Origin of the sequence: Microlunatus antarcticus (assembly GCF_014193425.1) — a bacterium.
In the GTDB taxonomy this organism is placed as follows: domain Bacteria; phylum Actinomycetota; class Actinomycetes; order Propionibacteriales; family Propionibacteriaceae; genus Microlunatus; species Microlunatus antarcticus.
The window spans coordinates 3,669,776-3,695,545 of sequence record NZ_JACHZG010000001.1 but is presented as its reverse complement, the minus strand read 5'-3'; the positions used below and the strand labels follow the sequence as shown (position 1 = coordinate 3,695,545).

The 25,770-nt window shown below is 72.6% G+C and carries 18 protein-coding genes; 11 read left to right on the top strand and 7 right to left on the bottom strand.

Annotation, left to right across the window (positions count from 1 at the left end):
• The first annotated feature begins 2 nt into the window (after positions 1-2).
• Together FHX39_RS17320 and FHX39_RS17315 are read left to right on the top strand one after the other, a co-directional pair.
• Positions 3-812, top strand: a complete 810-nt coding sequence (locus tag FHX39_RS17320) for an isoprenyl transferase (protein ID WP_183340455.1) — start codon at positions 3-5, stop codon at positions 810-812.
• A 61-nt stretch (positions 813-873) separates the two neighbouring features.
• The gene (locus FHX39_RS17315) at positions 874-1,755 is read left to right on the top strand and encodes an endonuclease domain-containing protein (RefSeq protein ID WP_183340453.1); all 882 of its coding nucleotides are present in this window, start codon (positions 874-876) and stop codon (positions 1,753-1,755) included.
• A gap of 67 nt (positions 1,756-1,822) precedes the next feature.
• Here the strand turns inward: FHX39_RS17315 and FHX39_RS17310 are convergent, their stop codons facing one another.
• Positions 1,823-2,695, bottom strand: a complete 873-nt coding sequence (locus FHX39_RS17310) for an alpha/beta fold hydrolase (protein ID WP_332836902.1) — start codon at positions 2,693-2,695, stop codon at positions 1,823-1,825.
• A gap of 266 nt (positions 2,696-2,961) precedes the next feature.
• Between FHX39_RS17310 and FHX39_RS17305 the strand changes: the two genes are divergently transcribed.
• The 3 genes from FHX39_RS17305 to FHX39_RS17295 all read left to right on the top strand — a co-directional run bounded on the left by FHX39_RS17305 (position 2,962) and on the right by FHX39_RS17295 (position 5,973).
• The gene (locus FHX39_RS17305) at positions 2,962-4,293 is read left to right on the top strand and encodes a PhoH family protein (protein ID WP_332836901.1); all 1,332 of its coding nucleotides are present in this window, start codon (positions 2,962-2,964) and stop codon (positions 4,291-4,293) included.
• Between the two features lie 123 nt (positions 4,294-4,416).
• The gene (locus tag FHX39_RS22280; RefSeq protein ID WP_198423450.1) at positions 4,417-5,133 is read left to right on the top strand and encodes an aggregation-promoting factor C-terminal-like domain-containing protein; all 717 of its coding nucleotides are present in this window, start codon (positions 4,417-4,419) and stop codon (positions 5,131-5,133) included.
• A 96-nt stretch (positions 5,134-5,229) separates the two neighbouring features.
• Positions 5,230-5,973, top strand: a complete 744-nt coding sequence (locus FHX39_RS17295; RefSeq protein WP_183340449.1) for an aggregation-promoting factor C-terminal-like domain-containing protein — start codon at positions 5,230-5,232, stop codon at positions 5,971-5,973.
• Between the two features lie 154 nt (positions 5,974-6,127).
• On the opposite strand, the gene FHX39_RS17290 is transcribed toward FHX39_RS17295, so the two are convergent.
• Entirely contained in the window at positions 6,128-7,537 is a 1,410-nt protein-coding gene (locus tag FHX39_RS17290) for a class II fumarate hydratase (protein ID WP_183340446.1), read from the bottom strand.
• Between the two features lie 32 nt (positions 7,538-7,569).
• Positions 7,570-8,247: a spermidine synthase family protein gene (locus tag FHX39_RS17285; RefSeq protein WP_183340444.1), complete on the bottom strand. Its 678-nt coding sequence runs from the start codon at positions 8,245-8,247 to the stop codon at positions 7,570-7,572.
• Between the two features lie 267 nt (positions 8,248-8,514).
• Here FHX39_RS17285 and FHX39_RS17280 point away from each other — a divergent pair, with 267 nt between their 5' ends.
• Together FHX39_RS17280 and FHX39_RS17275 are read left to right on the top strand one after the other, a co-directional pair.
• Complete coding sequence (locus FHX39_RS17280) at positions 8,515-16,941, top strand: Ig-like domain-containing protein (RefSeq protein ID WP_183340441.1); 8,427 nt, start codon at positions 8,515-8,517, stop codon at positions 16,939-16,941.
• A 120-nt stretch (positions 16,942-17,061) separates the two neighbouring features.
• Positions 17,062-17,616 carry a DUF4245 domain-containing protein gene (locus FHX39_RS17275; RefSeq protein WP_183340439.1) on the top strand — a complete coding sequence of 185 codons (555 nt, stop codon included), beginning with the start codon at positions 17,062-17,064 and terminating at the stop codon, positions 17,614-17,616.
• On the opposite strand, the gene FHX39_RS17270 is transcribed toward FHX39_RS17275, so the two are convergent.
• Both FHX39_RS17270 and xseA read right to left on the bottom strand, forming a co-directional pair.
• Positions 17,613-17,849 carry an exodeoxyribonuclease VII small subunit gene (locus tag FHX39_RS17270; RefSeq protein ID WP_183340437.1) on the bottom strand — a complete coding sequence of 79 codons (237 nt, stop codon included), beginning with the start codon at positions 17,847-17,849 and terminating at the stop codon, positions 17,613-17,615. The two genes, FHX39_RS17275 and FHX39_RS17270, sit on opposite strands and share 4 nt — an antisense overlap.
• The gene (gene xseA, locus FHX39_RS17265; protein ID WP_183340435.1) at positions 17,846-19,072 is read right to left on the bottom strand and encodes an exodeoxyribonuclease VII large subunit; all 1,227 of its coding nucleotides are present in this window, start codon (positions 19,070-19,072) and stop codon (positions 17,846-17,848) included. The genes FHX39_RS17270 and xseA overlap by 4 nt, the downstream gene beginning before the upstream one ends.
• Before the next feature lie 97 nt (positions 19,073-19,169).
• Between xseA and FHX39_RS17260 the strand changes: the two genes are divergently transcribed.
• On the top strand, positions 19,170-20,198 hold the full coding sequence (locus FHX39_RS17260) for a 4-hydroxy-3-methylbut-2-enyl diphosphate reductase (protein ID WP_183340433.1): 1,029 nt from the start codon (positions 19,170-19,172) through the stop codon (positions 20,196-20,198).
• A 97-nt stretch (positions 20,199-20,295) separates the two neighbouring features.
• Here the strand turns inward: FHX39_RS17260 and FHX39_RS17255 are convergent, their stop codons facing one another.
• Positions 20,296-21,933: a DNA recombination protein RmuC gene (locus FHX39_RS17255; protein ID WP_232530651.1), complete on the bottom strand. Its 1,638-nt coding sequence runs from the start codon at positions 21,931-21,933 to the stop codon at positions 20,296-20,298.
• Positions 21,934-22,038: 105 nt separating this feature from the next.
• Between FHX39_RS17255 and FHX39_RS17250 the strand changes: the two genes are divergently transcribed.
• Together FHX39_RS17250 and FHX39_RS17245 are read left to right on the top strand one after the other, a co-directional pair.
• The gene (locus tag FHX39_RS17250; RefSeq protein WP_183340432.1) at positions 22,039-23,328 is read left to right on the top strand and encodes a M18 family aminopeptidase; all 1,290 of its coding nucleotides are present in this window, start codon (positions 22,039-22,041) and stop codon (positions 23,326-23,328) included.
• 101 nt (positions 23,329-23,429) lie between these two features.
• On the top strand, positions 23,430-24,026 hold the full coding sequence (locus FHX39_RS17245; protein ID WP_198423449.1) for a DoxX family protein: 597 nt from the start codon (positions 23,430-23,432) through the stop codon (positions 24,024-24,026).
• A 102-nt stretch (positions 24,027-24,128) separates the two neighbouring features.
• Here the strand turns inward: FHX39_RS17245 and FHX39_RS17240 are convergent, their stop codons facing one another.
• Positions 24,129-24,587 carry a nuclear transport factor 2 family protein gene (locus FHX39_RS17240; RefSeq protein WP_183340430.1) on the bottom strand — a complete coding sequence of 153 codons (459 nt, stop codon included), beginning with the start codon at positions 24,585-24,587 and terminating at the stop codon, positions 24,129-24,131.
• A gap of 92 nt (positions 24,588-24,679) precedes the next feature.
• Here FHX39_RS17240 and ychF point away from each other — a divergent pair, with 92 nt between their 5' ends.
• A complete protein-coding gene (gene ychF / locus FHX39_RS17235) occupies positions 24,680-25,753 on the top strand; it encodes a redox-regulated ATPase YchF (protein ID WP_183340427.1) in 1,074 nt (357 codons plus the stop codon).
• The last annotated feature ends 17 nt before the right edge of the window (positions 25,754-25,770 follow it).

The following is a 25,770-nucleotide window of genomic DNA, read 5'->3' as shown; positions in this document are numbered from 1 at the left end:
GCATGCCCTCCGCAGACCGGTGGCGGGAGTACCTCGACCGCCTCCATCCCTCGGGGCTGCTCTACGCGACCTACGAGCACCGGCTGATCGCCGAGCTCGACCCCGATCGGCTGCCCCGCCACGTCGCCGTGCTCGCCGACGGCAACCGACGCTGGGCACGGACCAACGCCCCCGGCAAGCCGCTGAGCGCGGGCTACCAGGCCGGGGCGCGGCGGCTGCGCGACTTCGTGGAGTGGTGCGACGAGATCGGCATCCCGGTCGTCACCCTGTGGGTCCTGTCGACCGACAACTACAGCCGGGCGAGCGCCGAGGAGATCGGCCCTCTGCTCGAGGTGATCGAGGGCCTCGTCGACGAGCTCGCCGGGACGGGACGCTGGCACGTCCACCCGGTGGGCGCGCTCGACCTGCTGCCGCCCGAGACCGCCGACCACCTGCGCACCGTCGACGTCGACACCTCGCAGATCGACGGGATGATGGTGAACATCGCCGTCTCGTACGGCGGGCGGCACGAGCTGCGCGACGCGGTCCGGTCGCTCCTGGCCGAGGAGGCCCGGCTGGGCACCCCGATCGAGGACCTGGCGAAGAACCTCGACATCGAGCACATCGCTGAGCACCTCTACACGCGCGGCCAGCCCGACCCCGACCTGATCATCCGGACCTCGGGGGAGCAGCGGCTCTCCGGCTTCCTCATGTGGCAGTCCGCGCACAGCGAGTTCTACTTCTGCGAGGCCCTGTGGCCCGACTTCCGCAAGGTCGACTTCATCCGCGCGCTCCGGGCGTACGGGCAGCGCGAGCGTCGCTTCGGGCAGTAGGACGACGCCGGGGGCGTCCGGGACAACAGGGCTGACAACACCGTTGTGACGTCCTGGAGGCATGAGGCTCTCCGACGAGGTCCGTGCCCTGGTCCAGCGCGACGGGGTGGTGGCGCGACGGGACCGTCCGGAGCTGGCCGGCGCGATGGCGCGGCTGGTGCGGGACGGCGAGCTCGTCGCCGTGCTGCCCGGCGTCTACGCGACCGCGGCGACCAGCGGCGAACGGGCGGCGCGCCTCGCCGCCCTCGCGAGGTGGGCGCCGGACGCGGTGCTGGTCGGGCGCACGGCTGCGCAGGTCACGTTCTGGCCGCAGCTTCCCGGGGCGTCGGTGGAGTGCGCCCTGCCGTGGGCGCGGGACCCGCAGCCGGGGTTCACCTTCTCGAAGCGCCGTGTTCCCCCCGAGCTGCTGCTCGAGCGGCAGGGGCTCCGCGCGACGTGCCCGGACCTCACGGCTCTGGACCTGTCCACGGAGCTCGGCGGAGACGCGATCGACCGGCTCCTGCTGACCCGCGCGGGCACGCTGCCGGGTCTGCACGAGGCGCTCCGGCTCTGCCCCTCCCGGGCGGGCAACGTGGACCGACGTGCGGTCCTGCTCGACTCGCGTGACGAGCCGTGGTCAGCCGCCGAGCGACTCTGCCATCGCCTGCTGAGGGGTGCGGGCATCACCGGCTGGAAGGCCAACCTGCCCGTCCACCTCCGTGGGCACCACTACTTCCTCGACGTCGGCTTCCCGGCGCTGAGGCTGGTGATCGAGATCGACGGCCGCCTCCACCAGACCGACCCGGAGCTGTTCGAGAGCGACCGATGGCGCCAGAACGACCTCGTCCTCGAGGGCTGGATGGTGCTGCGCGTCACCTGGCGGATGCTCGAGGACCATCCAGACGTGGTCGTGAAGCTGGTCGAGGAGGCCATCTGCTCAATCCGTAGCCCGAGGTGGCGCTGAGGCATCGGTCGCACGCTCGGACAGCGAGGCGCCCCTCGATCTCGGTGCACGAATTGAGCAGACCTCGTCAGCCTCCTGCCGGGAGGAACCCGGCCAGCGCGGCCGCCAGCTCCCCGGGCGCCTCCTCGGCGACGTGGTGGCCGGCGTCGAGGCCGTGACCGGACACGTCGTCGGCCCAGGCCCGCCAGATCAGCCGCGGGTCGCCGTGCAGGTCCTCGAGGTCGTCGCGCAGCGACCACAGCACGAGGAGCGGCTGCGTGACGCGGAGCCCGGCGGACCGGGCGGCCCGTTCCTCGTCGGCGTCGACGGTCAGCCCGGCGCGGTAGTCCTCGAGCATCCCGCGCACGACGGCCGGGTCCTGCACCGCCGCCCGGCACTCAGCCGCGTTCGCGGCGCCCATCCGGGCCTCGTCGAACGCGTACCAGGCGAGCGGGTCGGCGTTGATCACCCGCTCCGGCTCGTCCGGCTGAGCGAAGAAGAACCAGTGCCACCACGCGGTGGCGAAGCGGGCGTCGCAGCGTTCCAGGTGCTCGACGACCGGGATGCAGTCCAGGAGCGCGACCCGGGTGACGGTGTCGGGGTGGTCGAGGGCCAGCCGGAACGCGACGTAGCTGCCCCGGTCGTGACCGACGACGGCGAAGCGGTCGACGCCGAGGCCGTGCATCGCCGCGCGCAGCCGGCGTGCGTGCGCGGTCTTCGCGTGCGGGGCGTGGTCGGCGGTCGGCGTCGGCTTGCCCGAGCGGCCGTAGCCGGGGAGGTCGGCGCAGACCACCGACAGCCCCGCCTCGACCAGGAGCGGGGCGACGCGGTGCCAGGTCGCCGAGGTACGCGGGTGGCCGTGCACGAGCAGCACGACCGGACGGCCCGGCAGCAGGCGGTGGCGGACGAGGACCGGCACCCCGTCGCCGTCGACCAGCTCCTCGGTGAACCCCTCGAACACGCCCGCCATCCTTCCGCCGCCGTCCGGGTTACGGGGGGAGGTCGATCGGATGAAGGACCGGCGTGGCGGGTCCTGAGCGCTCCCTGAGCGACGTAGCGTCCGAGGTGCGGGCCGTGGGGAAGCGGACCGCCTGGGAGGCGATGCATGCTCCGTCTGCTGACGGGCACGAACCTCGGACCGTACGCGGTCCGCCATCGGTCCCGGCCGACCACGTGACCTGTGGGGCCGGGCGCGGATGGCGTGCGGCCCCCTCGAAGGGAAGACCTGTGTCTCTCGCTTCTGCTCCCGCCCCTGCCGCGGCGGAGCCCGACGGCCGCCTCACGTACGTCATCGACACCTCCGTCCTGCTGAGCGACCCGCACGCCCTGCGCCGCTTCGCCGAGCACGACGTCGTGCTCCCGCTGGTGGTGGTCACCGAGCTCGAGGGGAAGCGCGACCACCCCGAGCTCGGCTTCTTCGCCCGGACGGCCCTGCGTCACCTCGACGACCTGCGGGTCCGCCACGGGCGCCTCGACGCCCCCGTCCCCGCGAACGACGAGGGCGGCACGCTCCACGTCGAGCTCAACCACACCGACCCGCGGGCGCTGCCCGAGGGGTTCCGGCTGGGCGACAACGACTCGCGGATCCTCGCCGTGGCGCTGAACTACTCCGTCGAGGGACGCGACGTCACCCTCGTGTCCAAGGACCTGCCGATGCGGGTCAAGGCGGCGTCGGTCGGGCTGCGGGCCGAGGAGTACCGTGCCGAGCTCGCGGTCAGCTCGGGCTGGACCGGCATGGTCGAGCTGGACGCGACCAGCGCCGAGCTCGACACCCTGTACGAGAGCGGGACGCTCGACCTCGAGGCCGGTCGGGACCTGCCCTGCCACACCGGCGTCGTGCTGCTCGGCGCCAGCTCGACGGCGCTCGCCCGGGTCACGCCGAGCAAGGAGCTCCGCCTGATCAAGGACCGCGACGCCTTCGGGGTTCACGGCCGGTCCGCCGAGCAGCGCGTGGCGCTCGACCTCCTGCTGGACCCGTCGGTCGGCATCGTCTCCCTCGGCGGCCGGGCCGGGACGGGCAAGTCGGCCCTCGCGCTGTGCGCCGGCCTGGAGGCCGTGCTCGAACGGCGCCAGCACTCCAAGGTCGTCGTGTTCCGTCCCCTGTACGCGGTGGGCGGCCAGGAGCTCGGCTACCTGCCGGGCTCCGAGGGCGAGAAGATGGCGCCCTGGGCGCAGGCGGTGTTCGACACCCTCGGCTCGGTGACCTCGAAGGTCGTCATCGAGGAGGTCATGGAACGGGGCCTCCTCGAGGTCCTGCCGCTGACCCACATCCGCGGACGGTCGCTGCACGACGCGTTCGTGATCGTCGACGAGGCCCAGTCGCTCGAGCGCAACGTCCTGCTCACCGTGCTCAGCCGCATCGGGCAGGACTCCCGCGTCGTGCTCACCCACGACGTCGCCCAGCGCGACAACCTCCGCGTCGGTCGCCACGACGGCGTCGCCGCGGTCGTCGAGAAGCTGAAGGGCCACCCGCTCTTCGCCCACGTCACGCTGCACCGTTCCGAGCGGTCGCCCATCGCGGCCCTCGTCACGGACATGCTGGAGGACATCGGCATCTGAGCGTCGCCGCGCCCGCCCGGCCCTCGCCGGGCGGGACGTGCGGCGCTCCCGCCCGTGACCGTGCCGTCACCCTCGCGCGGTGAAGATTTCGTTTTGATAACGGCGCTGTGGCATGGTTCCCCGGTGCGTCGTCTCGTCCGTCATGGTCTCGCTGGAGCAGGGGCCGCCACGTTCGCGGTGGTCGCCGGGGTGACCGCGCTGGCCGGGCCGGCGACGACGACGCTGGCGGCCCCGGCCGTCACGACGGTCCCGCAGTCGGTGGTCGCGCCCCAGGACCCGGCGGTCGACGCGCAGCGCGGCGCCGCCGCCGAGCGCGAGAACCGCGACGCCGAGCGCACCCGCATCGCGACCGCGGTGGTCGCCGCCGCGGAGCAGCGGGAGACCAACCTCGACACCCAGAGCACCGCCATCGACCAGTCGTCGAAGGCGATCAAGAAGGCGAAAGCCAAGGCCGCCGCCGAGGCCAAGGCGAAGGCCGCGGCCGCGGAGAAGAAGCGGCGGGCCGCCATCAAGGCGCAGGGGTACGAGGTCGGCGTCACCGACCCGCGCGAGATGGCCCGGCAGATCCTCGACAACAAGTTCGGCTACGGCTCCGACCAGTTCTCCTGCTTCGACTGGATCATCAAGCACGAGAGCGGCTGGAACGTCCACGCGGAGAACGCGAGCTCCGGGGCGTACGGGCTCCCGCAGTCGCTGCCCGGGTCGAAGATGGCCAGCGTGGCCTCCGACTGGCGCGACAACCCGGCGACCCAGATCATCTGGGGCGCGCAGTACATGAAGAGCCGCTACGGCAGCCCCTGCGGCGCCAAGTCGCACTGGGAGAGTGCCGGCAACTACTGAGGGTCACGGCCGCGCGAGACGTTCGGTCCCTCACGCTCCCAGCCTCAAGCCTCCGCAAGCGGCCCCACGTTCTGGCCGCTGTGGCATCGTTGAAGGATGCGTCGTCTCGTCCGTCACGGCCTCGCCGGGCTCGGAGCGGCGACGTTCGCGGTGGTGGCCGGCGTGACCGCGCTCGGGGCCTCGACGACGCCCACCGTGGCCGCCCCTCCGGTCGCCGCTGCCGCGACCGGTGAGTTCGTGCCGGTCCAGTTCGTGCCCGCGGACCCGGTCGCCGACGCGGAACGTGCGGCGACCGCGGAGCGCGACACCCGCGAGGCCGACCGCGCCCGCATCGCGGCCACCACGGCCCAGGCGGCGTACCAGCGGGCCGTCGGTCTCGGGACCCAGGGTCGGGCGATCGACGAGCGGTCGAGCGAGATCAAGGCCGAGATCAAGGCAGCGAAGGCGAAGGCCGAGGCGGCCGAGGCCGCGGCCGAGGCGGCGGAGAAGAAGGCTCGCGACGCCGCGATCGCGAACGAGGGCTACACCCCGGGCACCACCGACGTCCGCGAGATCGCCCGGCAGATCCTGATGAACAAGTTCAGCTACGGCGAGGACCAGTACGCCTGCTTCAGCTGGATCATCGAGCGCGAGAGCAACTGGGACGTCCACGCGCAGAACGCGAGCTCGGGGGCGTACGGTCTCCCGCAGTCGCTCCCCGGCTCGAAGATGGCGAGCGTTGCGCCCGACTGGCGCGACAACCCCGCGACCCAGATCGTCTGGGGCGCGCAGTACATGAAGAGCCGCTACGGCAGCCCGTGCGACGCCAAGTCGCACTGGGAGAGTGCCGGCAACTACTAAATTGCCTCCGCTTCGCTCCGGCGCTCCGGACGCTCTGACCCTCCGCCTTCCTCCCTCGTTCGCACGACGGAAAAGCGTTGTCGTGCTCTCTCGGTCGTCCAGGCGGAGGCGCGTCCGTCGGCGGGGGCTGGGTCAAGCACTCTGACGCTGCGCGTCAGGCGGGAGACCTCGTCATCGACAGGACGTCGAGGGCCGCGTCGAGCTGCTCCTCGGTGAGCTTGCCGTCGGTGACGAAGCCGCGGTCGATCACGACCTCGCGGATCGTGCGGCCCTCCTTCAGGGCCTGCTTGGCCACCGCGGCAGCGTTCTCGTACCCGATGTAGCGGTTGAGCGGGGTCACGATCGAGGGGCTCGACTCGGCCAGGAAGCGGCAGTGCTCGACGTTGGCGGTGATGCCGTCGACGCAGCGGTCGGCGAAGACGCGGCTGATGTTGGCCAGCAGCCGGATCGACTCGAGGACGTTCCGGGCCATCACGGGGAGCATGACGTTCAGCTCGAAGGCCCCCGCCGCGCCGGAGAACGCGACGGCCGCGTCGTTCCCGATCACCTGGGCGCTGACCTGGGTCATCGCCTCGCAGAGCACCGGGTTGACCTTGCCCGGCATGATCGAGCTGCCCGGCTGCAGGTCCGGCAGGGCGATCTCGCCGAGGCCGGCGCGCGGGCCCGACCCCATCCAGCGGATGTCGTTGGCGATCTTGTTCAGGCTGACCGCGATGGTGCGCAGCACCCCGGACGCCTCGACGAGCGCGTCGCGCGCGCCCTGGGCCTCGAAGTGGTTGCGGGCCTCCGTGAAGGGCAGGCCGGTCTGCTCGGCGACGATCCCGATCACGGCGGTGGCGAACCCGGGAGGCATGTTGATCCCGGTCCCGACGGCCGTGCCGCCCAGGGGCAGCTCGGCGACGCGGGGGACCGCGGCCTCGACCCGCTCGATGCCGTAGCGGACCTGCGCGGCGTAGCCGCCGAACTCCTGCCCGAGCGTCACCGGGGTCGCGTCCATCAGGTGCGTGCGCCCGCTCTTGACCACCTCGGCGAACTCGGCCGACTTGGCCTCGAGCGACGCAGCCAGGTGGGCCAGCGCCGGGACGAGCGTCTGCACGAGGCCCTGCGTCGTGGCGATGTGGATCGCGCTCGGGAACACGTCGTTGCTGGACTGCGACATGTTCACGTCGTCGTTGGGGTGGACGTCCGCGCCCAGCGCCGTGCTCGAGAGCGAGGCGATGACCTCGTTGGCGTTCATGTTGCTCGAGGTGCCCGACCCGGTCTGGAACACGTCGATCGGGAACTCGGCGTCGTGCGTGCCCGACGCGACCTGCGCGGCCGCCGCGGCGATGGCGTCGGCGCGTTCCTGGGGCATGCGTCCGAGCCGTGCGTTCGTCTGTGCCGCAGCGCCCTTGATCATCCCGAGGGCGGCGACCAGCGCCGGCTCGATGGGGGTGCCCGAGATCGGGAAGTTCTCGACGGCCCGCTGGGTCTGCGCCTTCCACAGGGCGTCCCGCGGCACCTGGACCTCGCCCATCGTGTCGTGCTCGGTCCGGAACGGGGTCTGGGCGTCGTCGCTGGCCATGGCGGACATTGTGGCCCACGACCCCGACCTCGTCAGGCGCGTGGGCGGCGGACGGTCTCGACGGCGTAGGTGAAGGTCCGTCCCTCGCGCTGCACCTCGTGCCGTCTCTCCCGCGCCGAGGGGTCGATGCGCGCCAGCGCGGCGAGCAGGGGAGGCGAGGGGGCCTGGCACCAGATCGCGAGGACACCGCCGGGGGCGACGCGGGCGTACGCGTCCCGCAGCCCGGGCTCGGCGTAGAGCGCGTCGTTGGCCGCGTGGATGAGGAAGTCGGGCCCGTTGTCGACGTCCAGCAGGATCGCGTCCCACGGTCCGGGCAGGTCCTTCCGCCGCCCGGCCAGGACGGTCGCGACGTCACCGCTGAACAGGCGTACGCGGGGGTCGGTGGCTGCGCGGGCCAGGGTGGGCGTCCGGCCCTCGTGCGCCCAGGCGACCAGGTCCGCCTCGAGCTCGACGACGTCCACCGCCACCGCGTACGCGCCCCGGTCGGCCTCGTCGAGCACGGCGGCGACGGTGTAGCCGAGCCCGAGACCGCCCACGAGCACGCGTCCGGCACCCCGGGCGAGCCGCCCGAGCTCGCGCTCGCTGCTCGTCTCGGTGCTGTCCATGGCGAACGTCCCGTTGACCACGAGCTCCTCGACGGAGCCCCTCTGACGGAGCACGACCTCGCCCCGTGGGGTGCTCGAACGGGCGAGGGTGGCGAGGTCCTGCACCCCCACATCCTGCCTGAGCGGATTGTCGTCCGAGCGGGTGACAGGCAGTTTCCTGAAGGTGATTCTTAGGTTTCTGCGGTGACAACGATGTTTTCTCGCGGTGCCAGAAGAATTGCTTCTCGCTCCTTCTGTCGACACGCAGAAGAATTTGGTAGATGCCTCAACTGATCGGCCGCAGGCCGGTCCCCGATGCCATCGTTCGGCTCTCTCGGGGGAGATCCCTCGGCGTCCGCAGACGCCGGGTCGCTCACGATCGAAGGCATCCAGATGCGTCGGCTGCTCGCCCCCCTCCTCGCTGTCGCCATGATGGTCGGACTGCTGTCCGCCGCACCGCTGACGGCATCAGCCGCACCGCCCACCGCGGCGTGGTCGGGCTCCGCCGGCGGCGACGTGCTCGGCCTCGGGGTCAACGTCCTCGGTGGGCTGAACCTGGCGGACGCGCGGCTGGCCGTGAGCCAGGTCGACAGCGGCTCGGGCCTCAACCCGCGCTCGGACTCCCGGTCGAGCAACATCGCGGCCGCCGTCGCCGGGCTCGGCCTTGGGGTCGCGTCCAACCGGGTGACCGCGCCGCCGGACCGCGGTCCCGAGACCGGGACCCTCGTCGGCGTGAACTCCGCGGTGGCCAGCGTGGGGGCGATCTCCACGGTGAACGAGGCCCACTGGTCGGGTGACAACAGCTGCGTGACCGACGGGGTCCTCGCGGACGCCCAGGTCCGGACGGCCGGTGTCTCGGTCGACCTCCTCAACCTCCTGGACACGGGCGTGTCCTCCACCCGCGGGCAGACGCGTCTGGTCTCCACCGGCGGCAACGGGCTCAACCGGGGCGTGCAGAGCACCGCCACCGGCAACATCACCGGCGTCTCCGTCCTGAACGGAGGCCTCACCGTCGCCGTGGCCGGCGACTCGACGCTCCGTGCGACGGCCAGCGGCAGCGCCGGCGGGTCCGCCATAACCTACGACCCGGCGACCATCAAGGTGACGACCGGCGGCCGCACCACGACGATCGAACCCGGCGCCTCGATCCCCTTCAGCGTCGGCCTCGCCTCGGTCACGGTGCGCGCCAACACCCCCACCGCCGCGACGAACGCGAACGGTCAGAGCGCGAGCGCCGCGGTGTCGGTCGTCAGCATCGAGATCCGGATCCCGGCCGTGGCGACGGCGACGCTCAACCTGCTCCCGCTGCGCGCCGAGGCCAAGGCGCCGGCCGGCGGGATCGATTGCCCGGCCCCGAAGCCCGCCACGCCCGCCGTCACCGCTCCGGGCGACGGTGCCGTGACGAACGACAGCACCCCGACCTACCGCGGCACCGGCACCCCTGGCGCCACCGTCAACCTCAGCGTCGACAGCGGGACGGCCGTGAACGCCGGGACCGTCGACAACGACGGCAGCTGGAGCTTCACGCAGCCCGCCGCGCTCGCGGAGGGAAGTCACACGGTCTCGATCACACAGACCTTGCTCGGCACGACCTCGGACCGCTCGAACGTGAACACCTTCACGGTCGACTCCGTGGCGCCCGCCGCTCCCGTGCTCGTCGACCCGGCTGACGGGCTGCTGACCCGCGACGACACCCCGACCTTCACCGGGACGGCCGAGGGCGGGTCGACCGTCCGGGTCCTCGTCGACGGCACCTCGATCGGCACGACCACCGCGACCGCCGGCGGCGCCTTCAGCTTCACGCCGAACACCTCGATCCCTGACGGCCCGCACGCCGCGTACGTCCAGGCGACCGACGCCGCGGGCAACACCTCGGTGCGCTCGAACACCAACGCGTTCACGATCGACAGCACGGCTCCCGCCGCGCCCGTCGTCGTCAGCCCGGCCGACGGCAGCATCACCACCGACCCGACGCCGACGATCACCGGCACCGCGGTGCCCGGCGCCGAGGTCGAGATCTTCGTCGACGGCGACTCGATCGGCACGGTCACCGCCAGCAGCTCGGGCGCGTTCAGCAAGGTGGCCCCTGCAGCCCTCGACGACGACGAGCACACCGTCTACGCCACGGCGACCGACGCGGCAGGCAACACCTCTGTCCGGTCGAACACCAACACCTTCACGGTCGACACCGACGCGCCCGACGCTCCCGTGATCGTCGCGCCGGCGGACGGGTCCAGCACCACCGACCCCACGCCCACGATCAGCGGCACCGGTGAGCCCACGGCTCGGGTGCAGGTGAGCATCGACGGCGCCCTGCTGGGCACGGTGACGGTGACGAACGCCGGCAGCTGGACCATCCCGGTCACGACGCCGCTCGCCGAGGGCCTGCACGCCGTGAGCGCGATCCAGACCGACACGGCGGGCAACGTCTCGCCCCCCGACGTGAACAGGTTCACGGTCGACACCGCTGCCCCGCAGGCACCGGTGATCACCGGCCCGGCGGAAGGCGCGACCCTCACGGGCCCGGACGTGACCGTCTCCGGCACCGGTGAAGCGGGTGCACGCGTGGTGGTCACCGACCAGACCGGGAAGACGTACGGTCCGGTCACGGTGACGCCCAGCGGCACCTTCTCGGTCGTGCTGCCCAACCTCGCCGACGGCCCGTACGCGGTCTCGGCGGTGCAGACCGACCCGGCCGGCAACGCCTCCCCGGTGTCGAACACCCGCACCTTCTCCGTCGACTCGTCCGCGCCCGCCGCGCCGGTGATCCAGCAGCCCACGAACGGGTCGGTCACCAAGGTCAGCACGGTCGAGATCTCCGGTACCGGCGAGACGGGCTCGGCCGTCACCGTCACCACGACCGGCGGCCAGACCTTCGGCCCCGTCCCGGTCACGGGCGGCACGTGGACGGTCACCACCCCGGTCCTGCCGGACGGCACCTACACGGTGTCCGCCGTCCAGACCGACGGCGGGGGCAACCCCTCCTCGCAGTCGAACGCGGTCACCTTCACCATCGACACCGCCGCCCCTGCTCCGCCGGCGATCCTCACCCCGGCGAACAACTCGACCACGGGTGACACCACGCCCGACGTCTCCGGCACCGGAGAGATCGGGGCCACGGTGGCGGTCACGATCGACGACACCCCGATCGGCACGGCGGTCGTGAGCGCCGCCGGTACCTGGACCGTCCCCGTGACCGACGCGCTGGGCGGGGGCCCGCACACCGCGGTGGCCGTCCAGACCGACCCGGCCGGCAACGTCTCCGGCCCGGCGTCGTCCCTCTTCACCGTCGACACCGTTGCTCCGGACGCACCCGTGATCACGACACCGGTCGACGGCAGCTCGACGAAGGACACCACGCCGACCATCGCCGGTACCGGCGACGCCGGCTTCACCGTCACGGTCAGCATCGACGGAACCGTCGTCGGGACCGCGCTGGTCGACGGGATCGGGAACTGGACCCTGGAAGCGCCGACCGCGCTCACGCCCCGGTTGCACACCGCCTCCGCGACCCAGACCGACCTGGGTGGCAACGTGTCGCCGGCCGACGACACCACGTTCCGGGTCGACACCGGCGTCCCGGACGCCCCCGTGATCACCGATCCCGGCGAGGGCGACGTCACCAGCAGCACCACGCCGACGATCCTCGGTACGGGTGAGCCGGGTGCCACGGTCAACGTCTCGATCGACGGCGAACCGTTGGGCACCGCTCCGGTCGGCGACAACGGCAGCTGGACCTTCACGCCGTCGACCCCGCTGAGCGAGGAGGAGCACACGGTCTCGGCCACGCAGACCGACCCGGCCGGCAACGTCTCCGTGGCCGACGACGTCACCTTCACGGTCGACGCCACCGCACCGACGGGGACGGTCATCAACACCCCGTTCGAAGGCGCCCGGGTGGACGACGACACCCCGACGATCGCCGGGACCGCAGAGCCGGGAGCTCTCGTCACGGTCTTCGTCGACGGTCAGTCGATCGGCACCGCGCCGGCGGCCGCCGTCGGCGGTGGCTGGACCATCGACGTACCGACCGCTCTGGCTCAGGGGCCGCACTACGCCGCGGCAACCGCGACCGACGTGGCCGGGAACACCTCTGCGCCCACCGCGGACCGCAACTTCGTCGTCGACAGCCGGGCCCCGCTCGCGCCGGTCGTCACCGCTCCGACGGAGGGCCAGCACACCAACCCGACGCCCACGATCCGCGGCACCGCCGAGCGGCTCAGCGAGGTCACGGTCCTGATCGACGGCGGCTCGGTCGGCACCACCACGGCCGGGCCCGACGGCGTCTTTACGCTGCCGCTGACGACGCCGCTGACCTCGGGCAACCGCACGGTCACCGCCACCTCCGCCGATGTCGCCGGCAACGTCTCGCCGTTGAGCGCCCAGGTCCGGTTCGTGGTCGACGTGACCGCGCCGGCAGCTCCGGTGGTCATCCAGCCGGCCAACGGCTCGAGCACCTCCGACACGACTCCAGCCCTGGTCGGCACGGCCGAGGGCAACGCGTCCGTGCAGGTCTTCGTCGACGACGCCCCAGTGGGCATCACCACCGCGGGCGCCGGCGGCGGCTGGTCCGTCACCTCGCCGGTCCTCGGCGACGGCCCCCACACCGTCTACGCGGTGGCGACCGACGAAGCCGGGAACGTCTCGCTCCCGTCCGCCACGAACACCTTCACCGTCGACACGGGGACCCCGGTGACGCCTGTCGTCACGGCCCCGACCGAGGGCCAGACCGTGGCCGACTCCACGCCGACCATCACCGGCACCGGGGAGGTGGGCGACACCGTCACCGTGAGCCTCGACGGGGCCGTCCTGGGCACGGTGCTGATCGCAGGACCGGCCAACACGTGGACCTTCACCCCGACCACCCCGATCCCCGACGGCCCGCACACGGTCGACGCCTTCCAGACCGACCCGGCCGGCAACACCTCTGCTGCGGACTCGGTCGGCTTCACGATCGACACGACCGTTCCGGCCGCACCGGTGATCACTGCGCCCACCCAGGGCGCCACCGTCACCGGGCCGGACGTCACGGTCTCGGGCACCGGTGAGCCCGGCGCCGACGTGCTGGTGACCGACGAGGACGGGACGACGTACGGCCCGGTGAGGGTCGGTCAGAACCGAATCTGGTCGGTGCAGCTGCCGGGCCTCGAGGACGGTGCCCACACGGTGACCGCGATCCAGACCGACCCGGCCGGGAACGTCTCCGGCGCGAGCGCGCCGCGTGACTTCACGGTCGACCCGTCGGCTCCGCTGGCTCCGGTGATCCTGCTGCCCGCGAACGGTTCGACGACCGGCGACGACACCCCGGTGGTCTCGGGCACCGGTGAGGCTGCCGCCACGCTGACCGTCACGATCGACGACGACGAGGTCGGGACGGTGCTCGTCGCCCCGAACGGGACCTGGTCGTTGCCGCTGGTGGACGCGCTGGACGACGGGCCGCACACGGCGACCGCGGTGCAGGTCGACGTGGACGGACAGGCCTCGGCCCAGTCCAACCCGACGACCTTCACCGTGGACACCGGTGCTCCGGCCGCTCCGGTGATCATCGCTCCCGCGAACGGCAGCACGACGAATGACCCGACCCCGACGGTCTCCGGCACCGGCGAAGCGGGCGCGACCGTGACGGTTCGCGTCGACGGCGGCGCCCCGGTCACGACCACCGTGGCCGGGAACCGCGGTTGGAGCGTCGAGATCCCGGCTCCCGGCCTCGGCAACGGCCCGCACACCGCGAGGGCGACACAGACCGACGCTGCGGGCAACGTCTTCGACGCCGCCAGCACGACCTTCACGGTGGACACCGCCGCCGCTCCGCCGGTCATCAGCTCGCCGGTCCAGGGGTCGACCACAGCTGACTCGAGGCCGGTCATCACGGGGACCGGTGAGCCGGGCGCGACCGTCACGGTCAGCCTGGACGGCCTGGTCGCCGGCTCGGCGACGGTTGCCGGCAACGGGAGCTGGACCTACACCCCGGTCTTCCCGCTGTCGGACGGTCCCCACACGGTGAGTGCCGTCCAGACCGACGTGTCCGGGAACGTCTCGGCGCCGAGCACCCCGGTGACCTTCACGGTGAACACCGCCGTGGCGCCGGTACCGGCTCCGGTCGTGACCCAGCCGGCCAACGGGTCGGTCGTCGCCGACCGCACGCCGACCCTGGCGGGCACCACGCAGGGCGGGAACAGCGTCCGGCTGTTCGTGGACGGGGTCTCGGTCGGTACGACGACGGCGGCGCCCAACGGCGCGTTCTCCCTCGTCTCGCCCGAGCTCGTCGACGGCAACCACACGGTGTTCGCCGTGGCGACCAACGCCGCCGGCACGATCTCGCCCGCCTCGAACACCAACACCTTCCGGGTGGACGGCACGATCCCGGTCGCCCCGGTGATCACGGCGCCCACCCAGAACCAGGTGGTCAACGACCCGACGCCGACGATCGCGGGCACCGGTGAGGAGGGGGCCACGATCACGCTCACGATCGGCGGTGCCCCGTTCGGCACGGCGACGGTTGCTGCGGGCGGGGGCTGGACCTTCATCCCGTCCAACGGGCTCGCCGACGGCACGTACACCGTCGCGGCCGTGCAGACCGACGCCGCCGGCAACGCCTCCGGCGCCGACGACGTCACGTTCACCGTCGACACGGCCGCTCCGGCCGCGCCGGTGATCACCGCTCCGACGCAGGGCGCCACCGTCACCGGTCCGAGCGTGACCGTGGCCGGCACCGGTGTCCCGGGCGCGACGGTCGTCGTGACCGACGAGGACGGAGCCACTTACGGTCCCGTCACCGTCGCTCCGGGTGGCGGCTGGACCGTGGTCCTGCCGGGCCTGGAGGACGGCGACCACACGGCCACCGCGGTCCAGACCGACCCGGCCGGCAACGCGTCCGGCCCGAGCACGCCGCGCGACTTCACGGTGGACTCGACCGCTCCGTCCGCGCCGGTGATCCTGCTGCCGGCGAACGGCACGACGACCGGGGACAGCACCCCGGTCGTGTCGGGGACCGGAGAGGCGGGCGACACGCTGACCCTCACGATCGACGACAAGGAGGTCGGAGCCGTGCTCGTGGCGCCGGGTGGGACCTGGTCGCTGCCGCTGACCGTCGCGCTGAAGGACGGTCCGCACACCGCCACCGCCATCCAGGTCGACGTCGACGGGCAGCCGTCGGCGCAGTCGAACCCGACGACCTTCACCGTCGACACGACGGTCGGAGCTCCGGTCATCACGGCTCCCACGGACGGCGGCACGGTCAACACGGCCACGCCGACGATCACGGGCCAGGGCGAGCCGGGTGCGACCGTGACGGTCACCATCGCCGGGCTGCCCCCGTTCACCGCGGTCGTCGGTCCGAACGGCAAGTGGACCGTGACCGGCCCGGCCCTCGGGGACGGGACGTTCACGGTCACGGCGACCCAGACCGACACGCTCGGCAACGTCTCGACGCCCAGCGCCCCGGTGAACTTCACCGTGGACACCTCCGCTGCCGCGCCGGTCATCGTCGCGCCGGCCCAGGGGTCGACCACGTCCGACCGCACGCCGCCCGTCTCGGGTACGGGTGAGCCCGGGGCGACCGTCGCCGTCACGATCGACGGCACGTTCCGCGGCTCGGCCAAGGTCGGGACGAACGGGACGTGGACGTTCACGCCGACGGCTGAGCTGGTCGACGGGCCGCACACGGCGACCGCCACGCAGACCGACGCGGCGGGCAACGTCTCGCAGGTCACCCCGACCCGGAACTTCGTCGTCGACGCCACCGCGCCGACGGTGACGATCACGGTCCCGACGGACAGGCAGCGGTTCCGCGACACCACCCCGACGTTCACGGGGACGGCGACCGTGGGGTCGACGGTGACCCTGTTCCTCGACGGGGACGAGCTCGCCGACGACGTGGCGGTCGACGACGGAGAGATGTGGGCGTACACCCCGACGACCCCGTTGAGCGGTGGAACGCACATGCTCCGCGCGCTGGCCACCGACGTCGCGGGCAACGAGTCGGAGCAGACCGACGAGGTCGACTTCGTGATCGTCGCGCCCCCGGTGATCGTGCAGCCAACGGAGCTGGAGGTGGTCGACCCGACGCCGACCATCAGCGGTACGGGCGTCCCCGGGGCGAACATCCGGGTGACGGCGGTCGAGGACGGGCCGACGACCGACCGCGCGGTCGCGGCCGGTGACCTGATCGGGACCGCGGTGGTGGACGTGAACGGCAACTGGACGTTCGACGTCCCGCCGGCGGAGGCGCTGGACTACGGCACGTACCGCGTGCAGGCCCAGCAGTTCTTCTCCGACGAGGCCCCTGGTGACCCCGACCCGTCGCTCGACCTGTCCAACGTCCGAGCCTTCGTCGTCGCGCCGGCACCGCCAGTGATCACGACTCCGGTGGGCGGCGAGACGGTGGACACGCCGACCGACATCTGCGGGACGGGTCAGGCCGGTTCGACGGTCGTCCTCCGCGACGAGGACGGGACGGTGCTGGGTCAGGCCACGGTCGACCAGGACGGCGAGTTCTGCATCACGGTCACGCTGCCCGACGGTGACCACACCGTCACCGCCACGCAGAGCACGCCGGACCAGCCGGACCAGGTGTCCGACCCGGTCGACTTCACGGTCGACGTGGGCTCGGGCGACGGGAACGGCAACGGCAACGGCAACAACGGCGGGAACGGCAACAACGGGAACGGCAACAACGGCAATGGCAACAACGGGAACGGCAACGGCAACGGGCTCGCCAACACCGGTGGACCGTCCCTGCTGATCGGGCTGGCCGCGCTGCTGCTGCTCGGAGCCGGGTCCGCCACCGTGGTGGTCTCGCGGCGTCGCCGCCGGGGCTGAGCCGCTAGAACCTCCCGGTCGGACGAACCGCCTCGTCCGACCGGGACCGGCCCGGTGACCGAGCTCCCTGCGGAGGGCTCGGTCACCGGGTCACTTGGTCTCGTACGGGAGCATGGTCACGTGGCACGTCCCAAGAAGCCCCAGACGATGGGCGACCTCATCCGGTCGCTCCTCGTCATCATCGTGCCGCTGCTGCTCATCACGGCCTTCTTCACCCGCGACGTCGGCGACCACCCCGTCAAGGAGGTGGACTGGCGCCCGGCCGTCGCCCTGGCCCGGTCCCAGTCGCCGTACCCCGTGCTCGCGCCGGTGAACCTCCCGCCGGGGTGGCGGTCCACCCAGGCGATCTGGGTGAAGGCGGGGGACACCTACCTCAACGGCGAGCCGTCCGCGCGCAACCTGTGGAAGCTCGGCTTCCTCACCAGCGACGACGTCTTCATCGGCCTCAGCCAGGGCGACCTGCAGCCGCAGACCTTCATCGCCGACGAGACCCGCAAGGGCGTGGCCGACGGCCAGAGCGTCGTCGGCGACGATACGTGGGAGCGCCGGGTCAGCCCGGACGGGCGTACGCGCTCGCTGGTCGAGACGACGCCCGAGGTCACCACGATCGTCAGCGGCGACCTGCCCTACGAGGCGCTCGACACCTACGCGGGGATCCTCTCCAGCTCCGGCTAGTCCTGCGGGGCTGGCGCGTCCGTCCGCGCCCGACGTGCGGCGTCGACCCGGGCCCGCGCTCCGTCCAGCCAGCGCTGGCAGATCGCGGCGAGCTCCTCGCCGCGCTCCCACAGCTTGAGCGACTCGTCGAGCGGCACCCCGCCCGACTCGAGGCGTTGCACCACGTTGACGAGCTCGTCGCGGGCCTGCTCGTACGAGAGCTCGGGCTCCGTGGCCTGACCTCCTGGGCTCATGCGGCACTCCTTCCGGGTCGGACGTCGCGCACCTCGACGGCCAGCTGGCCGTCGGCGAGGTACGCCAGCAGGTCGTCGCCCGGGTCGGTGTCGTCCACCGACGTCAGCGCGTGGCCCTCGGGCCCGACGACGATGGCGTAGCCGCGCTCGAGCGTGGCCTTGGGCGACATGGCGCGGACGCGGGCGAGGTGGTGGGCGACGGCGACGGACTCCCGCTCGACCAGCACGCTGACAGCCCGCAGCGCACGGGCCCGGGCGCTGGTCAGCTGGTCCTCGTTCACCGTGAACGTGGCCGTCGGGTCGACCAGCACCGGACGGGACCGCAGCGCGCGCAGCGACTCCTGCTGCCGGGCGATCAGGGCGTCGACGAGGTGGTCCAGCCGGGCGGAGACCTGCGTGATGCGGGTGCGTTCCTCGGCGACGTCGGGGACCACGCGCTTGGCCGCGTCGGTCGGCGTCGAGGCGCGCACGTCGGCGACCAGGTCGAGGATCGGGTTGTCGCTCTCGTGGCCGATGGCGCTGACGACGGGCGTCCGCGCCTTCGCGACCGCGCGGACGAGCCCCTCGTCGGAGAAGGCGAGGAGGTCTTCCAGCGATCCACCGCCGCGGGCGATGACGATCACCTCGACCTCGGGCAGGTCGTCGAGCCGGTCGAGCGCGGCCATGACCTGCTCGGCCGCCTGCGGGCCCTGCACCAGGGTGTGCCGGACCTCGATCCGGACGCCGGGCCAGCGGCGCCGTGCGTTCTCGACCACGTCACGTTCCGCGGCGCTGTCGGCGCCGGTGATGAGCCCGATCGCGCGGGGGAGGAACGGCAGCCGCTTCTTGCGCGCCGCGTCGAACAGGCCCTCGGCCTGGAGCAGCCGCTTGGTCTGCTCGAGCCGGGCGAGGAGCCGGCCCTCGCCGACCGGGGTCAGGGCGTCGCAGTAGAAGGAGAAGCGTCCGGAGGCCTCGTAGTAGGACGGCTTGAGCCGGGCGACCACCGTCGAGCCCTCCGTCAGCGGCCCGGCGGCGTCGAAGGTCGTCGGGGAGACCGAGACCGACACCGAGACCTCCGCCAGCTTGTCGCGCAGGGTCAGGAAGATCGTCCGACCGCTCCGCCGGCTCACCTCGATGAGCTGGGCCTCCACCCAGACCGGGCCGAGCCGCTCGATCCAGCCCTTGACCAGGTGCGCCACGCGCCGCAGGGGCTGCGGGTTCTCGGGGGACGACTCCAGGGCCACGCGCGCAGCCTAACGAGACGCACCGACGAAACCCGGTCCCCGACGCGTGGTCCGGCGACGGGCTGAGCGGCTGCGGCCCGCTCAGTAGACTCGGAGCATGGTTGAGACCCCCGGAGCGAACCCGAGCGCGACCCTCGACCTGCCGCCCGCCGCGCCTGCGCCGGCCGGGGCGAAGCAGGTCGTCGTCGCCGCACCGCGGGGCTACTGCGCCGGAGTCGACCGCGCCGTCGTCACCGTCGAGAAGGCGCTCGAGGCGTACGGGGCCCCGGTCTACGTCCGCAAGCAGATCGTCCACAACCGGCACGTCGTCGAGAACCTGGCCGCTCGCGGCGCGATCTTCGTCGAGGAGCTCGACGAGGTCCCGCCCGGTTCCACCGTCGTGTTCAGCGCCCACGGGGTGTCGCCCGCGGTCAAGGCCGAGGCGGTCGAGCGTGGCCTGCAGGCCATCGACGCGACCTGCCCGCTCGTCACCAAGGTGCACCACGAGGCGCTCCGCTTCGCCCGCGAGGACCGCGAGATCCTCCTCATCGGCCACGCCGGTCACGAGGAGGTCGAGGGCACGACGGGCGAGGCACCTGACCGCATCACCCTCGTCCAGTCGCCCGGCGAGGTCGACGCCCTCGAGGTGCGCGACCCGAGCAAGCTCGCCTGGCTGAGCCAGACCACGTTGAGCGTGGACGAGACGCTCGAGACGGTCGCGCGGCTGAAGGAGAAGTTCCCGCTCCTGCAGGACCCGCCCAGCGACGACATCTGCTACGCCACGACCAACCGTCAGGCGGCGGTCAAGCAGATCGCGGCCCACTCCGACCTCGTGATCGTCGTCGGCTCGGCCAACTCGTCGAACTCGGTCCGCCTCGTCGAGGTCGCGCTCGAGGCGGGCGCGAAGACCTCCTACCGCGTCGACAACGCCTCCGAGGTCGACCTCGCCTGGTTCGACGGCGTGTCCTCGGTCGGCGTCACCAGCGGCGCGTCCGTTCCCGACGACCTCGTCCAGGGCGTCCTGGAGCTGCTCGTCGAGCAGGGCTACCCGGCGGCCCGCGAGGAGCGGCTCACCGAGGAGTCGCTGACCTTCGCGCTCCCGCCCGAGCTGCGCCGCGGCCTCAAGCGCAAGGTCCAGGGCGACTGACCCTCGGGGTGGTTCAGGAACGCTGACCTCTTCGAGGCCTCCTTCGACGGGCTCAGGACACCGCTTCGACAGGCTCAGGGAGCGTTCCTAGGGCTCGTCAGGACGAGCGCGCCTTGCGCTCGTCCTCGACGGCGGCGTCGTCGCCCACCAGCTCCCACAGGTCGGGCTCGGGGCGGACGAGCTCCTCGGCCTCCGGAACGTTCGCGGTGAGCGCCGAGGCCGCGCGGCTCCGCCGCTTGCTCGTCCGGCCGATGAGCGGCTCGACCTGGGTCGCGTCCTCGACGAGCTCCGGGGCCTGGATCTGCCGGGTCGTCGCCTCGAGCTGGGTGAGCCCGGTGAGCTCGGCCTCGGTGACCTTGAGGTCCGAGAACCGGCGAGCCTGGACCAGCACCCGGCTCTCGACCGTCGCGACCGTCTCGTTGTAGGCCTTCACCGAGCCCTGCAGCGCACGGCCCAGCTTGTCGAGGCGGCTGCCCATGACGCCGAGCCGTTCGTGCAGCTCGCGGCCCAGCCGGAACACCTCAGCGGCGCTCTCGGCGAGCGCGGCCTGGCGCCACCCGTACGCGACCGCCCGGAGCAGCCCGATCAGCGTGGTCGGCGTGGCCAGCACCACGTTCCGCTTCGCCGCGTAGTCGTAGAGGTCGGGGACCTGCTCGAGCGCCGCGGCGAAGAAGGCCTCGCTGGGCAGGAACAGCACGACGAACTCGGGCGTCTCGCCGCCCTTCCAGTACTGCTTGGTCGACAGCTGGTCGACGTGGGTCCGGACGTGACGCCCGTAGCGGACCAGGGCCTCCGTACGACGCGCGTCGTCCTCCGCCGACTCGGCCTCGGCCGCCTCGAGGAACGCCGACAGCGGCACCTTCGAGTCGACGAAGACGTGCTTGCCCTCAGCCAGGTTGACCCGCATGTCGGGCCGGAACGTCTTGTCGTCGGTCGTCATCGTGTGCTGCAGCTCGAAGTCGCAGCGGTCGAGCATGCCGGCGATCTCGGCCACCCGCTTGAGCTGCGTCTCGCCCCACGAACCGCGGATCTGCGGCTTGCGCAGCGCGGTCACCAGCGCGGAGGTCTCGCGGCGCAGGGTCTCGCCGGTCTGCCGCACGGTCTGGACCTGCGCGCGCAGGTCGACCGACATCTCGACCCGCTCCTTCTCCACCTCGATCAGCCGACTGCTGAGCAGGCCGAGCTGCTCGCGCACGGGGGCCATCAGCTCGGCCGTGGCCTTGAGCCGGCCCTCGTGGGCCACGTCCGCCGTCGCGCCCTGGCGCGCCAGCGTCTCGTTGCTGACGACCTTGAAGTGGTTGAGCAGCGCCTCGCGGTCGGCCGCGACCTCCTTCGCGCGGGCCACGGCCGCGTCGCGCTGGGCCACCGCGCCCGCCATCTCCGCGGCGACCATCGCCGCCTCGGCCTGGGCGGCCGACGCCTCGCTGCGTGCGTCGGAGACCCCGGCGCGAGCCTCGGCGACGCCGGCCTTGGCCTCGGCCACGTCGGCGCGGGCCTGGCCCAGCTCGGCGCGGGCGTGGGCCGCCTCCGTACGCGCGGTCGCGGCCTCGGTCCGGGCGTGGGCCGCCCCGGCCTGGGCCTCGGACACCTCGGCACGTGCGGCGGCCAGCGCCGCCGCGGCCCGGGCGTCGGTCGTGTCGCGGTCGGCACCGGCCAGACGGCGGCCGACCAGCACCCCGGCCACGACGCCCACGAGCAGCGCCACGACCAGCAGCAAGAGCGAGATCCCGTCCATGGCCACGAGCATGCAGGGGCCCACTGACACAACGCCCACGCCACTCCGTCGGGTGCCCGGGAGCGACCGGTGTCACGTCGGCGGACGCCCGTCTACCGTGGGCGCGTGCCCGAGCCCCGAGACCCCGCCACCGCTCCAGCCGCCGTCCACGTGGCCGACCTGGCCGCCTTCGTCCAGGCCTCGCCGACCTCGTACCACGCGGCGGCGGAGGGGGCCCGCCGGCTGGCGGCGGCCGGGTGGACGCAGCAGGACGAGGCCGAGGCCTGGGACGCGAGCCCGGGCGGGCACTACCTGGTCCGCGACGGGGCGCTCGTGGCCTGGCGCGTGCCCGCCGGCGCCGGACCGCTGACGCCGTTCCGGGTCGTCGGCTCGCACACCGACTCCCCGACGTTCCGGCTCAAGCCCTCTCCGGACCTGTCCGCGTACGGCTGGCACCAGCTCGGCTGGGAGATCTACGGCGGCCCGCTGCTCAACTCCTGGCTCGACCGCGAGCTCGGCCTGGCCGGCCGGCTGGTGCTGCGCGACGGGAGCACGCCGCTGATGCGGACCGGTCCCGTCGTCCGCATCCCGCAGCTGGCCATCCACCTCGACCGCGGGATCGGGGAGAACGGGCTCAAGCTCGACCGGCAGCACCACACCGCACCGGTCTGGGGCGTCGGGACGGCCGGGCCGGGGGTCCTCGACCACGTCGCCGCGCTCGTCGGGGCGCGCGCGGCCGACGTCGAGGCGTTCGACCTCTTCGCCTTCGACACGGCGACGCCGAGCGTGTTCGGCCCGGCGGGGGAGTTCTTCGCCTCCGCCCGGCTCGACAACCTCGCGTCCGTGCACGCGAGCCTGACCGCCCTGCTCGCGGCGGGGGAGAGCGACGAGATCGCGGTCCTGGCCGCCTTCGACCACGAGGAGCTCGGCAGCGAGAGCCGTACGGGGGCCTCCGGGCCGCTGCTCGCCGACGTCCTCGTCCGGACCGGCGCGGCGCTCGGGGCCGGGACCGACGAGCAGCACCGCGCCTGGGCGCGCTCGTTCTGCGTGTCGTCCGACGCGGGCCACGCCGTGCATCCGAACTACCCCGAGCGGCACGACCCGGCCAACCGGCCGCTGCTCAACGGTGGACCGCTGCTCAAGATCAACGCCAACCAGCGCTACGCCAGCGAGGGCGTCGGCATGGCCCGCTGGCGCGCCGCGTGCCGGACGGCGGGGGTCGGGGTGCAGACCTTCGTCTCGAACAACGCCATGCCCTGCGGCTCGACGATCGGCCCGCTCACCGCGACCCGGCTCGGCCTCGCGGTCGTCGACGTCGGCATCCCCACGCTGTCGATGCACTCCGCCCGCGAGCTCACCGGCTCGCGCGACCCGCACGACCTCGCGCGGGCGCTCACCGCGTTCTGGTCGGAGTAGGGCGCCCCGGCCCCGGCGAGCGTCCCTCGTCGGGCGTCCGCGCGCCCCTACGGTGGTCGTTCACGGCCCGCACCCGGGCCACGACCCTCGGAGGACCGACGGTGTCCAGCTCCTACACCCCGCCGACCCGGCCTGACGGGTACTCGACGAGCCCCTCGGGCTCGACCGGCTCGCTCAGCACGAACAACCGCGACGACGACCGCTCCGACCTCGACCGCGACGTCAAGCCCGTCCGGCCCCGCAGTCACGTCCGCGCCGACCTCGGCCTGCTGATCCTGCGGCTCGGCCTCGCGGCGATCATGCTCGCCCACGGCTACCAGAAGCTCTTCCTGCAGGGCGGCGGCAGCTTCACCGCGACGCAGTCCGGTTTCACCCAGATGGGCGTGCCGCTGCCGCAGGTGGCCGGCATCGTGATCATCATCCTCGAGCTGGCCGGCGGTCTCGCCATGGTCTTCGGGCTGCTCACGGTGATCATCGGCATCTGCTACGCGGCGGCCATGGCGGTCGCCATCTGGTTCGTCCACCTGCCCAACGGCTTCTTCGTCTCCGACGGCGGGTACGAGTTCGCCGGGCTCACCGGGATCGTCGCCCTCGTCCTCGCCATCTCGGGCGCCGGCCGGATCTCCCTCGACCGCGCGATCTTCGGGGCCAAGCGCCGCCGTCGCATCCGCGAGGCGCGCGAGGCCGGGGTCGCCTGACCCAGCCGTCCTGAGGCCGCTGACCTACCGACAGCCGCGCACCTCCGACACAACCGCCCAGTCCGCAACCTGGGCGGCTGTGAGGAAGGTGCGCGGCTGTCGTCAGCGGAGGGGGAGGTCGACCCCGCGCTCGCTCTCGGGACGCGGGCCGAAGATCCGCCGGTCGGCCTCCGCGATGGCCAGGTCGTTGATGCTCGCCTCGCGGCGGCGCATCAGCCCGTGCTCGTCGAACTCCCAGTTCTCGTTGCCGTAGCTGCGCCACCACTGCCCGGCGTCGTCACGGCACTCGTAGGCGAAGCGCACCGCGATCCGGTTCCCCGCGTACGCCCACAGCGACTTGCGCAGCGCGTAGTCGTGCTCGCGCTCCCACTTGGCCGTGAGGAACGCGACGATCTCGGCCCGCCCGGAGACGAACTGGTCGCGGTTGCGCCACTGCGAGTCCTCCGTGTACGCCAGCGAGACGCGCTCGGCGTCGCGGCTGTTCCACGCGTCCTCGGCGGCCTGGACCTTCACGGCGGCGGTCTCGGCGTCGAACGGGGGCAGCGGTGGTCGGTCGGCCATGTCTTCGGACCCTAGTCCCAGGGGAGCGTTCCTCGACCCCCGGCCGGCTTCCACGCGGCGCTGGCGCCCGCGGAACCGTATGCTCGTCCGACGTGGCTCTCACCATCGGCATCGTCGGACTGCCCAACGCCGGCAAGTCCACCCTCTTCAACGCGCTGACCCGCAACGACGTCCTCGCCGCGAACTACCCGTTCGCGACGATCGAGCCCAACGTCGGCGTCGTCGGGGTCCCGGACCCCCGCCTCGGGGTGCTGAGCGACCTCTTCTCCTCCGAGCGCACGGTCCCGGCCACGGTCAGCTTCGTCGACATCGCCGGCATCGTCCGCGGCGCCAGCCAGGGCGAGGGGATGGGCAACGCGTTCCTGTCCCACATCCGCGAGGCGGACGCGATCTGCCAGGTGACGCGGGTGTTCGTCGACCCCGACGTCACCCACGTCGAGGGCAAGGTGGAGCCGGACAACGACATCTCCACCATCGACACCGAGCTGATCCTGGCCGACCTCCAGACCATCGAGCGGGCGCTGCCGCGGCTGGAGAAGGAGGCCCGCACCAACAAGGACAAGCTGGCCGTCATCGCCGCGGCCAAGGAGGCGCAGGAGGTCCTCGACTCCGGCCGTACGGTCTTCGCCGCCGGGCTGGACCGCGAGCCGCTGCGCGAGCTGTTCCTGCTGACGGCCAAGCCGTTCCTCTACGTCTTCAACTGCGACTCCGACGAGCTTGCCGACGCCGCGCTGCTGGACCGGCTGCGCGCGATCGTCGCGCCGGCGGAGGCGATCTTCCTCGACGCCAAGATCGAGTCCGAGCTGGTCGAGATGGAGCCGGACGAGGCGCGCGAGCTCCTCGCCGAGATGGGCATGGACGAGCCCGGCCTCGACCACCTCGCCCGCGTCGCGTTCGACACCCTCGGCCTGCAGACCTACCTGACCGCGGGCCCCAAGGAGTCGCGCGCCTGGACGATCGCGAAGGGCGCCACCGCCCCCGAGGCCGCCGGCGTGATCCACACGGACTTCCAGAAGGGCTTCATCAAGGCCGAGATCGTCTCGTACGACGACCTCGTGGCCGCCGGGACGGTCAACAACGCCCGGTCCAAGGGCCAGGTCCGCCTCGAGGGCAAGGACTACGTGATGGTCGACGGCGACGTCGTCGAGTTCCGCTTCAACAACTGATCCTGCCGAACCCACGA

Coding starts and splice junctions, on each gene's coding strand:
- FHX39_RS17255 (WP_232530651.1), bottom strand. CDS start 21,933: ATGGACGGGATCTCGCTCTTGCTGCTGGTCGTGGCGCTGCTCGTGGGC.
- FHX39_RS17280 (WP_183340441.1), top strand. CDS start 8,515: ATGCGTCGGCTGCTCGCCCCCCTCCTCGCTGTCGCCATGATGGTCGGA.
- FHX39_RS17260 (WP_183340433.1), top strand. CDS start 19,170: ATGGTTGAGACCCCCGGAGCGAACCCGAGCGCGACCCTCGACCTGCCG.
- FHX39_RS17270 (WP_183340437.1), bottom strand. CDS start 17,849: ATGAGCCCAGGAGGTCAGGCCACGGAGCCCGAGCTCTCGTACGAGCAG.
- FHX39_RS17295 (WP_183340449.1), top strand. CDS start 5,230: ATGCGTCGTCTCGTCCGTCACGGCCTCGCCGGGCTCGGAGCGGCGACG.
- FHX39_RS17315 (WP_183340453.1), top strand. CDS start 874: ATGAGGCTCTCCGACGAGGTCCGTGCCCTGGTCCAGCGCGACGGGGTG.
- FHX39_RS17320 (WP_183340455.1), top strand. CDS start 3: ATGCCCTCCGCAGACCGGTGGCGGGAGTACCTCGACCGCCTCCATCCC.
- FHX39_RS17240 (WP_183340430.1), bottom strand. CDS start 24,587: ATGGCCGACCGACCACCGCTGCCCCCGTTCGACGCCGAGACCGCCGCC.
- FHX39_RS17290 (WP_183340446.1), bottom strand. CDS start 7,537: ATGGCCAGCGACGACGCCCAGACCCCGTTCCGGACCGAGCACGACACG.